Origin of the sequence: Streptomyces sp. NPDC021562, assembly GCF_040640875.1 — a bacterium.
Taxonomy (GTDB): Bacteria; Actinomycetota; Actinomycetes; order Streptomycetales; family Streptomycetaceae; genus Streptomyces.
In genome coordinates this window covers 409,528-422,672 of sequence record NZ_JBFACN010000005.1, presented here as the reverse complement: position 1 = coordinate 422,672, position 13,145 = coordinate 409,528, and the positions used below count along the sequence as shown (strand labels likewise).

Here is a 13,145-nt window from a genome sequence, read left to right as displayed (position 1 = left end):
CCCAGCCTTCGGCCGGGGGGACCCCCAGAGCACGCACCTGACGCCGCGCGGCCCGCCCTCCGGGCGGACGACGGGACTTTCGCAACACGCCCTAGTAGATCCACGGTCAGCTCAGCGTCAAGTGCACCAGGTCGATGTCCTGGTCGCGAGCCTGGGCGAAGCACCGGCTCTTTCCCGTGACGATGAAGCCGCACTTCTCGAGCACGCGGATGGATCCGGCGTTGTCGGCGGCGGCGTCGGCGTGCAGCGGCCGCGCGGGCTCCAGCTTGATCAGTTCGGCCAGGGCCGCAGAAGCGATGCCCCGACCCCAGTGCGCTCGCCCGATGACGTACGTGACCTCCCGCTCCGACGGCGGGCCGAAGACCGCGGCGTGGCCTGCCACCGCGCCGTCGGCGAGAACGGTTCGCAGGATCACGGACGGGTCCGAGCGCACCTTCGTCCAGTGTCGGTCGAAGTGGCCGCGGTCGTAGTGGTACTTCCTGGTCACGGCTGCCATCTGCTGCAACTCGGGATCCGTCAACTGGTCCCAGAAGACCGGCAGGTCGCTGTCCTCACACTCGCGCAGGGTCACGCGCATACGCTCGGCCTCACTCCCCCGAGAACCAGATGACTCGTTGAGCGTAGGCCCAACTCGCCGTCGAGGGGACGGCCTTTCACGCGATTTCGGCCCAGGGGCCGGTGGTCTCGTCCTTCGGTATCCAGAGCAGTGGTTGCAGCGCACGGCAGCGCTCGTCCGCTCCCTCGTCCCAGGGGAACCGCCCGGCCTTGTCCGGCCAGAACAACTGCGTGATGGGCAGTGGCGGTGTCTGGTAGAAGTCGATGCCCGCGCCGAAGAAGTCGTGGTACCAGCTGGGATGCACGGGCCGCACCGCCACGTCGTAGCCGTTGAGCACGTCGCTCCGGCGCTGGTCCGGCTCAAGTGGGCTGCCGTCGCGTATCGCCGCCCCAGCGGCGTTGGCCACATGCATCGCGGTCTGCGACGGAAGGCCGAACACGCTCACCTCGGGACTGCGCAGTGTGTGCCACAGACCGATCGAGTAGCCCCAGTCGCCGGGGGCACCACCGCCGGCCACGCCCATGACGTGCCAGCCGAAGTCCGTGACGCTCCTGGCGATGCGGTTGTCACGCTCCTCCCACACCGGGCCGCCCCATTCGGTCGGGGCGCAGAGAAGGCAGAAGCAAGGAGAGATGTCCATCGGAGGAGAGTAGGCCTGCCCGCACCCGGTCCGCGTGGTCACCTGTCTGCGGCGCCGGATGTACCAACCCGCGACGAGCACGACCAGAAGCGACAGCACGAACGCCCAGACGGTCGTCGCCGCGTCGTAGGACGTGTACACGAAGGCCGACGCGCAGACACGGATACCCGGCATACGGCGTGGCAGCCCTGGGGAAGCCCCCCGCCCTCGCGGGCCTCACACGCTGTGGACCGGAGGCTGGTCCGGCCATGGGAACGCGTAGGCGGGGGCGCCGCCTCGGCGCAGCCGGGCGTGGCGGAGGAGTTCACGGACGATGCCCGCGTTGCCCATGGCCCAGCCGGTGCGTGGTTCCAGGTCGGGTGGGGTGGCCCGGTGTTCGTGGTTGGACCAGCGGGCGCCCGTGGTGTCCCGGATCGCGCGGGCGGCCAGGTCGGAGACCAGGGTGTCGGCGAAGTCGTACGGGTCCCGGAGTTCGGCGATCCGGTCGCCGGCCAGCGCGAGCACCCCCGCGGTGCCGCAGCAGCGGCCGTTGTTGTCCCAGAAGCCGGGGTGCAGACGCCGGGGCAGGCCGGAGTGGGTGATGCTGTGCCAGCAGCGGTCGGAGAGGGCGGCCCAGGCGGGGTCGCCCGTGACGTCCCGCAGGAGCCGGAAGACGTGGGCGTCCCCGGCCGGGCCATGGCACCAGCCGTAGCTCGTGGACGCGGTGGCGCCCGGGCGGTACTGGGGGGTCGAGTGCGGTACGAGGAAGCCCTCGGGCCCGGCCTCGTCGCGGGCGACGACGTCGGCGGCGCCGGCCAGCGCCAGTTCGACCAGATCCGTACGGCCGGTGCCCGCGCCGACCCTGGCCAGCGCCAGGACGATGCCCAGCGTGCCGTGCGACACGTGGTGCAGACGGGCGTCGACTCCCGGCCGGTACGCCCAGTGGACGCCCGCCACAGTCCGTTCCGCCGTCCGGAGATACGGCTCCAGGGCGAGGACGGCCAGCTCGGCGTCGCCGGCCAGGAACGCCCCGAGGCCGATCCCCGCGTTGCCGCCTATCAGGTCGAACGGCTCGCCCCACCGGGTGCCGTCGAAGTGTGCCCGTACGAGGCCCAGCGCACGGTCGGCGGCGGCACCGGCGGCCGTGTCGCCCAGCTGTTCGTGCACGGCGCGCAGGGCCAGGGCGATTCCGGTGCGGCCGACGTAGAGGGAGTCGCCGTCGATGCCGTCGACCGACTCCGCGAGGCCCCGGGCGGCGCGCAGCGCGGTGTCGGCGTAGGTGTCGTCGCCGAAGTGCCGCCATGCTTCGAGCAGTACGGGGACGACCCCGGCCGTACCGCCGTAGAGCGTCGGGTCGAGCTCGTCGTCCGATGGTTTGGTCGGCCAGGCGAGACCTGCTCCGGACGTCTCCCGCGCCACCCCGGTCAGCCAGCGCAGACCGTCCACCGCGAGTGCCTCTGTCTCCTCGGCCTGCCACGTCTCCGGCGTCGTCATGGGGCCACTTTCGCATCCCCGAACGGGAGTTGGGCGGGCGGGCCGACGGTGCGGGGCGGTCACGGGGCCGGCCAAAAGCAGTCGAGTGCGGGCCGTCCACCCTCGTAGAGTCCGGTCCATGACAACGCGGGACTGGTTCGAGATCGACGACCCGGACGACGAGTTCGAGCTCACCGACGCCGAGCGGGAGTTCGTCTCGGGGCTGAACGGGTACTGCCGGGGCTGGGCGCCGGCCGACGTGTTCGGGGAGGTGGGCCGGCCCGACGGCTGGGGAGCGCTGCTGGCGTCGGTCGCTCTGTCCGACCGGGCGGAGCCGCGGCTGCACCTCGTCGACCTGGGCGTGCACCTGGTAGGCGACCGTGTCCAGGGGGACCGGCTGCACAACCAGCTGTTTCAGCTCCCGGACGCCCCCAGCGCATGGGCGCTCGACGCCACCGGGCCGACGGACCGGCTCGCCCGGCTCGCGGCGGACTGGTTCCGTACCGTCCTGGACAAGCCGATCGTGCTGTACGTGTGGCTCCACGAGGGCTACGCCTACGCCGCCCGCTACGCCTTCGCCGACAGCGGCGAGACCATCTGCCAGAGCTACGCGCGCACCGTGGCGCCGCCCGGTCAGGCCGAGGAGCTGATCGCGGCGGGGCACGTACGCGGCCGGGACTGGGTCCAGACCGTCGGACTGCCGACCCCTTCCCTCTACCTGCACATCCGGGGCGACCTCGGGAAGGCCGGTGACATGGCGGGGGTTCCGGCGGGCGGGAAGCGCGGGCCGTTGCCCAGGCCCTGGTACGAGTAACTGCACCGAACGCCCGTGCTCACCAGATCGACAGCGGCACCTCGTGGATCTCGTCGGCCGGGTGACCGGTGCGTTCGTGGACGCGCCTGACCGCCTCGGCCGAGGGTGCGTCGGAGAGGCAGTAGACGTTGCCGGACTCGGGGTCGGCCCAGGCCCGTTCGAAGTGCACGCCCTCGTCCTTCTCGGCGGCCAGGTCGGCCTCGTGGGCCTCCTTGAGCTGGTCGGCGGTGATGCCCTGCATCCCGTGGTGGACGTCCATGAACTGCGGCATGGCTGCCACCTCCTTCACCTTTTACGGGGCAGTTCCATGCTGCGCCCGACGCGCGTGCCCGGCACGCGAAGGGCCCCGGACCTCAAGTCCGGGGCCCTTCGACGTGTCCGGTCGTCCGCTCAGCCGCACTGGCACGGGCCGCCCGACTGGCAGCCGCAGCCGCAGCCCGAGCCGCACCCGCAGGCGCCGATGACCAGGAGGTTCTTCATCTCGGCGGGCTGGTCGGTGGCGCGTTCCTGCGTGGGGTCGGGCGTGGTGCTGGGGGATTCGGCCATGGATCCCTCCTAGAGGTCCCTAGATTCCCTGGCCCCTGGATTCCCCAGAGGCAGGGCGTGGTGCCCTTGCCCATTCCATGCCCGTTCCGCTGGGCGCATCAACGGCGCACGGTGGCGCTCGCACGCCCGCCCCGCACCGCGCGAGCCCCGCCCGCCGAGGCGGTCACGCCCCCTCGGTGCCCGTCACCGGCTGGATGTCGGGCTGCAGATCGTCCGCGTGCTCGCCGGTGACCAGGAAGACGACGCGCTTGGCGACGGCGACCGCGTGGTCGGCGTACCGCTCGTAGTAGCGGCCGAGCAGCGTCACGTCGACGGCCGTCTCGATGCCGTGCTTCCAGCGGTCGTCCAGCAGGTGCGAGAAGAGCGTGCGGTGCAGCAGGTCCATCTCGTCGTCGTCCTGCTCCAGCTGGAGCGCCAGGTCGACGTCCTTGGTGACGATGACCTCGGCGGCCTTGGCCATCAGGCGCTGCGCGAGCTGGCCCATCTCCAGGATGGTGGCTTCCAGGTCCCGCGGGACCGCGCGCTCCGGGAAGCGCAGCCGGGCCAGCTTCGCCACGTGCTGGGCGAGGTCGCCTGAGCGCTCCAGGTCGGCGGACATCCGCAGCGAGGTGACGACGATCCGCAGGTCGGTCGCCACCGGCTGCTGGCGGGCGAGCAGGGCTATCGCGCGCGCCTCCAGGTCGTGGTGGAGCTCGTCCACCTTCTGGTCGGCCTCGATGACGCTCTCGGCCAGCTTCAGGTCGCCGTCGAGGATCGCCGTCGTGGCGCGCCCGATGGCCGAGCCGACCAGCCTGGCCATGTCGACCAGGCTGTCGCCGATCGAGTCGAGTTCCTCGTGGTACGCGTCCCGCATCAGGGTTCCCTCTCGTGCGTGTGTTCCAGGGGTTCCGGGGGCCGGGGCCCGTGGCCGAAACCAGCTGCGAACCCCACGCTCCCACGTTCCGGTCCCAACGCGACCGTTTCTGCCACCCCAAATGAACCAATACTGGCTCCAAGGTGAACTCTGGGCGACGAGTGTTCGAGGTCGCACTTCCATGGCTGTGGGGATGTCGTACCCCCTGCTTAACCTGTTTGCATGGACGTGAACGCGGCGGTCGCCGCAGCGGCAGCGATCGCCGGGGTGCTCACCGGTGTCATCGCCATGCTGGCGTTCCGCTGGAGCGAACGCGACCAGAAGCGACCGACCAGGACTTCTCTGCACACCGACCCCGTGCTGCCCCCGGGCGTGGACACCGTACTGAGCGTGCTGCGCTCCTCGGCGGTCGTCCTGGACGAGGCCGACACCGTCGTCAAGGCGAGCTCGGCGGCGTACGCCCTCGGACTCGTGCGCGGTGGCAAACTCGCCGTCGAGCCGATGCTCGGGATGGCCAGGGACACCCGCCGGGACGGCGAGATACGACAGGTGGAGCTGGACCTGCCCCGACGCGGCACCGGCCGCGGCGAGGCCCTCGCGGTCTCCGCCCGGGTGGCGCCGCTCGGCTCCCGGCTCGTGCTGCTGCTCGTCGAGGACCTCACCGAGGCCCGCCGCATCGAGGCGGTACGACGTGATTTCGTGGCGAACGTGAGCCATGAGCTCAAGACCCCGGTCGGCGCGCTCTCCCTGCTCTCCGAGGCCGTCATGGACGCCTCGGACGATCCGGAGGCCGTGCAGCGCTTCGCCGGTCGCATGCAGATCGAGGCCACGCGCCTGACCAACCTGGTCCAGGAGCTCATCGACCTGTCGAGAGTGCAGAACGACGATCCGCTGGAGGACGCCGAGCCCGTCCGCGTGGACGAACTCGTCGCCGAGGCGATCGACCGGTGCCGCCACCAGGCCGGCACCAAGCAGATCACCATGGCCGCCGGCGGCACCGCCGACCTGCACGTCTGGGGCAACCGCGGTCAGCTCGCCGCCGCGCTCGGCAACCTGGTCGAGAACGCCGTCAACTACTCCCCGGCCCGCACCCGGGTCGGGATAGCCGCCCGCCGGGTCAGCGCGCCCGGCGGCGACATGATCGAGCTCGCCGTGACCGACCAGGGCATCGGCATCTCCGACAAGGACAAGGAGCGCATCTTCGAGCGCTTCTACCGCGTCGACCCGGCCCGTTCCCGGGCCACCGGTGGCACCGGCCTCGGCCTCGCCATCGTCAAGCACGTGGCCGCCTCGCACGGCGGGGAGGTCACGGTGTGGAGCGCCGAGAACCAGGGCTCCACGTTCACCCTCCGGCTGCCGGAGGCGGGCGCGGTACGCGACCGCGCGTCGCAGTACCCCGACCCCGACCTCGACGACGAGGCCGGCACCACCGAGTCATCCCCGTACGAACCGCTTCCCGCCCCGGAGGTCCTTCCGTGACCCGTGTGCTCGTCGTCGAGGACGAGGAGTCCTTCTCCGACGCCCTGTCGTACATGCTCCGCAAGGAGGGCTTCGAGGTCGCCGTGGCGGCCACCGGGCCCGACGGACTCGACGAGTTCGAGCGCAACGGCGCCGACCTCGTCCTCCTCGACCTGATGCTGCCGGGGCTGCCCGGTACCGAGGTCTGCCGCCAGCTGCGCGGCCGCTCCAACGTCCCCGTCATCATGGTGACGGCCAAGGACAGCGAGATCGACAAGGTGGTCGGCCTCGAAATAGGAGCCGACGACTACGTCACCAAGCCCTTCTCCTCCCGTGAGCTGGTCGCCCGCATCCGCGCGGTGCTGCGCCGCCGGGGCGAGCCGGAGGAGGTCACGCCGGCCGCGCTGGAGGCCGGGCCGGTGCGCATGGACGTCGACCGCCACGTGGTCACCGTCTCCGGCTCCAAGGTGGACCTCCCCCTCAAGGAGTTCGACCTGCTGGAGATGCTGCTGCGCAACGCGGGCCGCGTCCTGACCCGCATGCAGCTCATCGACCGGGTGTGGGGCGCCGACTACGTGGGCGACACCAAGACCCTCGACGTCCACGTCAAGCGCCTGCGCGCGAAGATCGAGCCGGACCCGGGCGCGCCGCGGTACCTGGTGACGGTCCGGGGGCTCGGGTACAAGTTCGAGCCGTAAACCGCCGACCTGGTCCTACGTCTGAAGGGCGGCCCCCACTGGGGGCCGCCCTTCAGACGTTCTCGTACGACCGCTCGTGCGACCGCGCAACCGCGTGCGACGGCGCGAACCGCCTACGGCGGCGTGACCGGCCCGCGACGGGTCAGCCCGCGTTCGCCGACGCCGACGCCGAGTCGCTCGGGTTGGCCGAGGCGCTCTCCGACGGCTTGCCCTTGCCCGGCTTGGCGCTCTCGCTCGGCTTGCTGCCCGCGGCCGGGGAGCCGGATGCGGACGCGGAGGCCGAAGTCGAGGCCGAGGCGGAGGGCGACGGGACCGAGCTCGGGCCCCAGCCGGTGAAGTAGCTCTCCGCGGGGACCACGAACGCCCGCAGGCTCACGTCACCGGTCTTGCTGAACGTGAACGTGATCTTCTGGGCGTTGCCGTCCTTGATCGCCTCACGGCTGCTGGGCAGCACCGCGGAGGCGTTGTCCTTGCCGCCCAGGATCAGCCGGCCGCCGCCCGGGATGGTCAGCGGCTGCGACTTGGTGGCGTGCAGCTCGGCGGTCTTGCCGGTGCCGGCGACGACGATCGACTGGAGCGTCTCCGGCTGGGTGCCCGTGTTGAAGATGGTCGCGGAGACCACGGCGGGCCCGGTCGACGTGAGGTCGGGCTGGGTGATCACGGTCGCGTTCTGGACCTTGATGTCGCCGACGCTGGTCGCGGCGTTGTCCGGCTTGATCTCCAGGGTCTGGGAGTCGTTGCCGGCACCGCACGCGGCGAGCGAGGCGACGGAGAAGGCGATGGCGGAGGCGGCGAGGGCGCCGCGTCGAAGGCTGCTGCTCACGGCGGCGGCATCTCCTTGAACGCGCGGGCGACTCCCTTATAAAGCCACCCTAAGTGTCTGTCAGCGGCCTTAGGTTACCGAGCCGTTCCCGCGCGGCCGCACCCGACCCTCCCCAAGCCCCGTCCTTCCCTCCACCAGGGGGTACCCGGGGCGCCGCACGTGGCTCCCCGGCCACTTTGCGGCGGCGCTCGTCAGGCATTCACATAACTCGTCCGCAACACGCGGCGCAAAATTTACGTGAAGGAATGCATGACCACCGGGGAAATCGATCACGTACCGTTCGGTCGGACGTCGGTGATCAATTCCGGAAACCCCTCCGATCCGGCTCGGGTGACCGAACGGAGTAGCGTAAGTCGTACGCTTGGAAGCGGACATTTGTGGACGTTAAGCCACTTGGGGAGCTGTCCGGATGTGTGTAACGTGCGCGTTTCTCCTCGCCCGAAGAGCCGCTCCCACCTGCGAATACCTGCTTCCGGACGGCCCGCGCAGCACGTTCCTGTCGCTGTTGTCAAGCCCTGAGATATGCCCTGACCTGCGAAAACGCCATTCAGAACCGCCGGTTTCCGTGTTACCCTGGATAGCCACGGAAGGGGTACCTGTCACATGACGTTCAAGGTTGGCGACACCGTGGTCTATCCCCATCACGGGGCCGCGCTGATCGAGGCCATCGAAACTCGCCAGATCAAAGGCGTGGACAAGACCTACTTGGTGCTGAAGGTCGCCCAGGGTGACCTGACGGTACGTGTGCCAGCGGACAATGCGGAGTTCGTCGGCGTGCGTGATGTGGTCGGTCAGGACGGGCTGGACCGGGTCTTCGAGGTGCTGCGCGCGCCGTACGCCGAGGAGCCCACGAACTGGTCCCGTCGATACAAGGCAAACCTGGAGAAGCTCGCCTCCGGCGATGTCATCAAGGTCGCGGAAGTCGTGCGTGACCTGTGGCGTCGTGAGCGCGAGCGCGGACTCTCCGCAGGTGAGAAGCGCATGCTCGCCAAGGCGCGCCAGATCCTGGTGAGCGAGCTCGCCCTCGCGGAGAACACGAACGAGGACAAGGCCGAGGCCCTGCTCGACGAGGTGCTCGCGTCCTGACGCGGTCCGGCTCGACACGCTGAAACGCTGAACTCCGCACACTGAAATGCCGCGGTGCCCGATGACAAGCCACGTCGCCGGGCGCTGCGGCATCTCTGTGCCCGGCATCCCTGTGCCCGGCACCCGTCACACGGAAACCTCAGCGGCAACGAGCACCCACCGTACGGAACGCTCACTCGGAAACCCGCCCTGAGACCCACCCCGGCGGGGACCCCCGATACTAGGCGTGCCGGGCCCGGGCTGCTGGCTCGACCAGTGTCACGGAAGGGTCCGGTCAAGGCGTCGCGCCCGGCACTTCCCAGGCCATACCCACGCCAGGCCCGCACACAAACCTGACAGGAACCGATGTCTGACGATTCGCGTCCTTCGCGTACGGAACCGCCGACGGAACGGCCCGCGGAACCGCGCACCGCGCTGCGCACGGCAGCCGTGATCCCCGCCGCCGGCCGCGGCGTACGGCTCGGTCCGGGCGCTCCGAAGGCGCTCCGCGCGCTGAACGGCACCCCCATGCTCGTGCACGCCGTGCGCGCGCTGGCCGCCTCCCGCGCCGTCTCCCTGGTCGTGGTCGTGGCCCCGCCCGACGGCGCCGCCGAGGTCAAGTCCCTGCTGGACGCGCACGCGCTTCCCGACCGCACCGACTTCCTCGTGGTCCCCGGCGGCGAGTCCCGCCAGGAGTCGGTGCGACTCGGCCTCGACGCGCTGCCCCCCGAGTACGACATCGTCCTCGTCCACGATGCGGCCCGCCCCCTCGTCCCCGTCGACACGGTCGACGCGGTCGTCCAGGCGGTCCGCGACGGCGCCCGGGCCGTGGTCCCCGCCCTTCCGCTGGCCGACACGGTCAAGGAGGTCGAGCCGGCGGCCGTACCCGGCGACCCCGAGCCCGTGCTCGCCACCCCGCGCCGGGACCGCCTGCGCGCGGTCCAGACGCCCCAGGGCTTCGACCGCGCGACGCTGGTCCGCGCCCACGAGACGGTCACCGATGACGTCACCGACGACGCGAGCATGGTGGAGCGGCTCGGCGAGCAGGTCGTGGTCGTCCCCGGCCACGAGGAGGCCTTCAAGGTCACCCGCCCCCTCGACCTGGTGCTGGCCGAAGCGGTCCTGGCCCGCAGGAGGCTGAACGATGGGTTCTGAGCCGGGCTCTGAGCCGGTTTCCGAGGTGCTCCTCCCCCGGGTGGGCATCGGCACCGACATCCACGCCTTCGAGGAGGGCCGCGAACTGTGGTGCGCCGGCCTGAAGTGGGAGGGCGAGGGCCCGGGACTCGCCGGACACTCCGACGCGGACGTCGTCGCGCACGCCGCGTGCAACGCGCTCTTCTCGGCGGCGGGGCTCGGGGACCTGGGGCAGCACTTCGGCACGGGGCGCCCGCAGTGGTCGGGCGCGTCCGGGGTGACCCTGCTGACGGAGGCGGCCCGGATCGTCCGCGCCGCCGGATTCGTGATCGGGAACGTCGCCGTGCAGGTCGTCGGCCCCCGCCCGAAGATCGGAAAGCGCCGGGACGAGGCCGAGAAGATCCTTTCGGCCGCGGCCGGGGCTCCCGTGTCGGTGTCCGGGGCCACTACGGACGGCCTCGGTTTCCCGGGCAGGGGCGAAGGTCTCATGGCGGTGGCGACGGCGTTGGTCGTGAAAACGGCGTGACCGGATTCCTTTAGGGGCGCGGGGAATCGCGCGCCGAGCCGCAGTGCACCCGCACCCGGCCACGGCGCTTCCCATACCGGTGCCGCGCACCACCCTCCGCCCACTACCCTTGGACCCGTGACCATTCGCCTGTACGACACCAACGCCCGGCAGATCCGTGACTTCTCCCCGCTCGTCCCGGGCTGTGTCTCGATCTACCTCTGTGGTGCCACCGTGCAGGCGGCGCCGCACATCGGCCATATCCGCTCGGGCCTGAACTTCGACATCATGCGCCGCTGGTTCGAATACCGCGGTTACGACGTGACGTTCATCCGCAACGTCACGGACATCGACGACAAGATCATCACCAAGTCCGCCGACCAGGGCCGCCCCTGGTGGGCGATCGGCTACGAGAACGAGCGCGCGTTCAACGACGGTTACACCGCGCTCGGCTGCCTCCCGCCGACGTACGAGCCCCGCGCGACCGGGCACGTACCGGAGATGATCGAGATGATGCGCGGGCTGATCGAGCGCGGACACGCCTACGAGGCCGACGGCAACGTCTACTTCGACGTCCGCTCCTACCCGGACTACCTCCAGCTCTCCAACCAGGAGCTGGACAGCCTGCGCCAGCCCAGCGGCGAGGGCGAGACGGGGAAGCGGGACCAGCGGGACTTCGCGCTCTGGAAGGCCGTGAAACCGGGCGAGCCCAGCTGGGAGACGCCCTGGGGCCGCGGCCGTCCCGGCTGGCACCTGGAGTGCTCGGCGATGGCCCACAAGTACCTCGGCGAGGCCTTCGACATCCACGGCGGCGGCCTCGACCTGATCTTCCCGCACCACGAGAACGAGATCGCCCAGGCCAAGGCGTTCGGCGACGACTTCGCCCAGTACTGGGTGCACAACGCCTGGGTCACCATGAGCGGCGAGAAGATGTCGAAGTCCCTCGGCAACTCGGTGCTCGTCTCGGAGATGGTCAAGCACTGGCGCCCCATCGTGCTCCGCTACTACCTGGGCACCCCGCACTACCGCTCGATGATCGAGTACAGCGAGGAGTCGCTGCGCGAGGCCGAGTCGGCGTTCGCGCGGATCGAGGGCTTCGCGCAGCGCGTGGTGGAACTGGCCGGGGGAGCCGTCGAGCCCTCGGCGGAGGTCCCGCCGGCGTTCGCCGAGGCGATGGACGACGACCTGGGCGTCCCGCAGGCGCTCGCCGTCGTGCACACCACCGTCCGCCAGGGCAACAGCGCGCTGGCCGCCGACGACAAGGAAGCGGCCGTCGCCCGCCTCGCCGAGGTCCGCGCCATGCTCGGCGTGCTCGGCCTCGACCCGCTGGCCGCGCACTGGGCCGGCGGGACCGAGAAGGGCGAGGACCTGCACGGGGTCGTCGACACCCTGGTACGACTCGTCCTCGACCAGCGCGAGTCCGCCCGCGGCCGCAAGGACTGGGCGACCGCCGACGCCATCCGCGACCAGCTGAACCAGTCCGGGCTCGCGATCGAGGACAGTCCCTCGGGCCCGCGCTGGACCCTCAGGTCCTAGGGCCCCAGCCGCCCCGATCTGAAGATCAACTGTGCCGCCCGGCCCCCCGGGCGGCACACTGCATAAGACGCACGTACGAAACGAAGCTCACGGAGACGGGTAACTCATGGCAGCCAACAACCGCCGCATGTCCGGCAAGAAGGGCGCGCAGGTCGGCAGTGGCGGCCAGCGGCGCCGGGGCCTGGAGGGCAAGGGCCCGACCCCGCCCGCCGAGATGCGCAAGGGTCACAAGAAGAACCGCATCGCCACCGCCAAGGCCAAGCAGGCCCAGCGCCGTCCGGTCGCGCGCGGCCGGGGCGGCAAGGGCACGTCCGAGATGGTCGTCGGCCGCAACCCGGTCGTCGAGGCGCTGCGCGAGGGCGTCCCGGCGTCCACCCTCTACTTCCAGCAGTTCATCGACAACGACGAGCGGGTCCGCGAGGCCCTCCAGCTCGCCGCCGAGCGCGGTGGCATCAACCTCATGGAGGCCCCGCGCCCCGAGCTGGACCGCATGACGAACGGCCTCAACCACCAGGGCCTGGTCCTCCAGGTCCCGCCGTACGAGTACGCGCACCCCGAGGACCTCGCCGACGCGGCCGCCGACGAGGGCGAGGACCCGCTGATCGTCGCCCTCGACGGGGTCACCGACCCGCGCAACCTCGGCGCGGTCGTCCGGTCCGTCTCCGCGTTCGGCGGCCACGGCGTGGTCGTGCCCGAGCGCCGCGCGGCCGGTATGACGGCGGGCGCCTGGAAGACGTCGGCCGGCACGGCGGCCCGTACACCCGTCGCCCGCGCCACCAACCTGACCCGGGCGCTGGAGTCGTACAAGAAGGCCGGGATCGTGGTCGTCGGCCTCGCCGCCGACGGCGAGCACGAGGTCGGCGACCTGGAGGCCCTGTCCGGCCCGGTCGTCATCGTCGTGGGCAGCGAGGGCAAGGGTCTGTCGCGGCTGGTCGGCGAGACATGCGACTTCCGGGTTCGGATCCCGATGCCGGGCGGCGCGGAGTCGCTGAACGCCGGTGTGGCGGCGGGAATCGTGCTGTACGAGGCGGCGCGGAAGCGCGGCTGACCACCGTACGAGGCGAC

The 13,145-nt window shown here is 71.0% G+C and carries 15 protein-coding genes; 8 read left to right on the top strand and 7 right to left on the bottom strand.

Going from position 1 to position 13,145, the window contains the following annotated elements; genetic code table 11:
* Positions 1-106: 106 nt before the first annotated feature.
* From AB0G52_RS10910 to AB0G52_RS10900, 3 genes are all read right to left on the bottom strand, one after another.
* The gene (locus tag AB0G52_RS10910) at positions 107-577 is read right to left on the bottom strand and encodes a GNAT family N-acetyltransferase (RefSeq protein WP_132892046.1); all 471 of its coding nucleotides are present in this window, start codon (positions 575-577) and stop codon (positions 107-109) included.
* Positions 578-653: 76 nt separating this feature from the next.
* On the bottom strand, positions 654-1,370 hold the full coding sequence (locus AB0G52_RS10905) for a DUF4262 domain-containing protein (RefSeq protein ID WP_361335772.1): 717 nt from the start codon (positions 1,368-1,370) through the stop codon (positions 654-656).
* A 42-nt stretch (positions 1,371-1,412) separates the two neighbouring features.
* Positions 1,413-2,669, bottom strand: coding sequence for a lanthionine synthetase LanC family protein (locus AB0G52_RS10900; RefSeq protein ID WP_361335769.1), 1,257 nt, complete (start codon positions 2,667-2,669; stop codon positions 1,413-1,415).
* A 118-nt stretch (positions 2,670-2,787) separates the two neighbouring features.
* On the opposite strand from AB0G52_RS10900, the gene AB0G52_RS10895 reads away from it, so the two are divergent.
* Positions 2,788-3,462 (top strand): hypothetical protein, encoded by a 675-nt coding sequence (locus tag AB0G52_RS10895; protein WP_361335766.1) that lies wholly within the window; start codon positions 2,788-2,790, stop codon positions 3,460-3,462.
* Between the two features lie 19 nt (positions 3,463-3,481).
* Here AB0G52_RS10895 and AB0G52_RS10890 read toward each other — a convergent pair whose 3' ends face one another.
* The 3 genes from AB0G52_RS10890 to phoU form a co-directional block, all read right to left on the bottom strand.
* Positions 3,482-3,733 carry an SCO4226 family nickel-binding protein gene (locus AB0G52_RS10890; protein ID WP_132892042.1) on the bottom strand — a complete coding sequence of 84 codons (252 nt, stop codon included), beginning with the start codon at positions 3,731-3,733 and terminating at the stop codon, positions 3,482-3,484.
* Positions 3,734-3,852: 119 nt separating this feature from the next.
* On the bottom strand, positions 3,853-4,008 hold the full coding sequence (locus tag AB0G52_RS10885) for a hypothetical protein (RefSeq protein WP_361335762.1): 156 nt from the start codon (positions 4,006-4,008) through the stop codon (positions 3,853-3,855).
* Positions 4,009-4,171: 163 nt separating this feature from the next.
* Positions 4,172-4,861: a phosphate signaling complex protein PhoU gene (phoU, locus tag AB0G52_RS10880; RefSeq protein WP_132892041.1), complete on the bottom strand. Its 690-nt coding sequence runs from the start codon at positions 4,859-4,861 to the stop codon at positions 4,172-4,174.
* 222 nt (positions 4,862-5,083) lie between these two features.
* Here phoU and AB0G52_RS10875 point away from each other — a divergent pair, with 222 nt between their 5' ends.
* Both AB0G52_RS10875 and AB0G52_RS10870 read left to right on the top strand, forming a co-directional pair.
* Positions 5,084-6,340 (top strand): ATP-binding protein, encoded by a 1,257-nt coding sequence (locus tag AB0G52_RS10875; RefSeq protein WP_361335759.1) that lies wholly within the window; start codon positions 5,084-5,086, stop codon positions 6,338-6,340.
* A complete protein-coding gene (locus tag AB0G52_RS10870; protein ID WP_010358452.1) occupies positions 6,337-7,017 on the top strand; it encodes a response regulator transcription factor in 681 nt (226 codons plus the stop codon). Before AB0G52_RS10875 ends, AB0G52_RS10870 begins: the two co-directional genes overlap by 4 nt.
* A 142-nt stretch (positions 7,018-7,159) precedes the next feature.
* Here AB0G52_RS10870 and AB0G52_RS10865 read toward each other — a convergent pair whose 3' ends face one another.
* Positions 7,160-7,840 carry a DUF461 domain-containing protein gene (locus tag AB0G52_RS10865; RefSeq protein WP_132892039.1) on the bottom strand — a complete coding sequence of 227 codons (681 nt, stop codon included), beginning with the start codon at positions 7,838-7,840 and terminating at the stop codon, positions 7,160-7,162.
* 603 nt (positions 7,841-8,443) lie between these two features.
* Between AB0G52_RS10865 and AB0G52_RS10860 the strand changes: the two genes are divergently transcribed.
* The 5 genes from AB0G52_RS10860 (at position 8,444) to rlmB (ending at position 13,128) form a co-directional block, all read left to right on the top strand.
* A complete protein-coding gene (locus tag AB0G52_RS10860) occupies positions 8,444-8,926 on the top strand; it encodes a CarD family transcriptional regulator (RefSeq protein WP_003953493.1) in 483 nt (160 codons plus the stop codon).
* Between the two features lie 345 nt (positions 8,927-9,271).
* Positions 9,272-10,060, top strand: a complete 789-nt coding sequence (gene ispD / locus AB0G52_RS10855; RefSeq protein ID WP_132892038.1) for a 2-C-methyl-D-erythritol 4-phosphate cytidylyltransferase — start codon at positions 9,272-9,274, stop codon at positions 10,058-10,060.
* Positions 10,050-10,565 carry a 2-C-methyl-D-erythritol 2,4-cyclodiphosphate synthase gene (ispF, locus tag AB0G52_RS10850; RefSeq protein WP_132892037.1) on the top strand — a complete coding sequence of 172 codons (516 nt, stop codon included), beginning with the start codon at positions 10,050-10,052 and terminating at the stop codon, positions 10,563-10,565. The genes ispD and ispF overlap by 11 nt, the downstream gene beginning before the upstream one ends.
* Positions 10,566-10,682: 117 nt before the next feature.
* Positions 10,683-12,080, top strand: coding sequence for a cysteine--tRNA ligase (gene cysS / locus AB0G52_RS10845; RefSeq protein ID WP_132892036.1), 1,398 nt, complete (start codon positions 10,683-10,685; stop codon positions 12,078-12,080).
* Positions 12,081-12,186: 106 nt separating this feature from the next.
* Positions 12,187-13,128 (top strand): 23S rRNA (guanosine(2251)-2'-O)-methyltransferase RlmB, encoded by a 942-nt coding sequence (gene rlmB / locus AB0G52_RS10840; RefSeq protein ID WP_361335754.1) that lies wholly within the window; start codon positions 12,187-12,189, stop codon positions 13,126-13,128.
* Positions 13,129-13,145 lie beyond the last annotated feature (17 nt).

Excerpts from the sequence above, each read along its gene's own strand:
- AB0G52_RS10910 (WP_132892046.1), bottom strand. The coding sequence starts at position 577 with ATGCGCGTGACCCTGCGCGAGTGTGAGGACAGCGACCTGCCGGTCTTC.
- AB0G52_RS10905 (WP_361335772.1), bottom strand. The coding sequence starts at position 1,370 with ATGCCGGGTATCCGTGTCTGCGCGTCGGCCTTCGTGTACACGTCCTAC.
- AB0G52_RS10900 (WP_361335769.1), bottom strand. The coding sequence starts at position 2,669 with ATGACGACGCCGGAGACGTGGCAGGCCGAGGAGACAGAGGCACTCGCG.
- AB0G52_RS10895 (WP_361335766.1), top strand. The coding sequence starts at position 2,788 with ATGACAACGCGGGACTGGTTCGAGATCGACGACCCGGACGACGAGTTC.
- AB0G52_RS10890 (WP_132892042.1), bottom strand. The coding sequence starts at position 3,733 with ATGCCGCAGTTCATGGACGTCCACCACGGGATGCAGGGCATCACCGCC.
- AB0G52_RS10885 (WP_361335762.1), bottom strand. The coding sequence starts at position 4,008 with ATGGCCGAATCCCCCAGCACCACGCCCGACCCCACGCAGGAACGCGCC.
- phoU (WP_132892041.1), bottom strand. The coding sequence starts at position 4,861 with ATGCGGGACGCGTACCACGAGGAACTCGACTCGATCGGCGACAGCCTG.
- AB0G52_RS10875 (WP_361335759.1), top strand. The coding sequence starts at position 5,084 with ATGGACGTGAACGCGGCGGTCGCCGCAGCGGCAGCGATCGCCGGGGTG.
- AB0G52_RS10860 (WP_003953493.1), top strand. The coding sequence starts at position 8,444 with ATGACGTTCAAGGTTGGCGACACCGTGGTCTATCCCCATCACGGGGCC.
- ispD (WP_132892038.1), top strand. The coding sequence starts at position 9,272 with ATGTCTGACGATTCGCGTCCTTCGCGTACGGAACCGCCGACGGAACGG.
- ispF (WP_132892037.1), top strand. The coding sequence starts at position 10,050 with ATGGGTTCTGAGCCGGGCTCTGAGCCGGTTTCCGAGGTGCTCCTCCCC.
- rlmB (WP_361335754.1), top strand. The coding sequence starts at position 12,187 with ATGGCAGCCAACAACCGCCGCATGTCCGGCAAGAAGGGCGCGCAGGTC.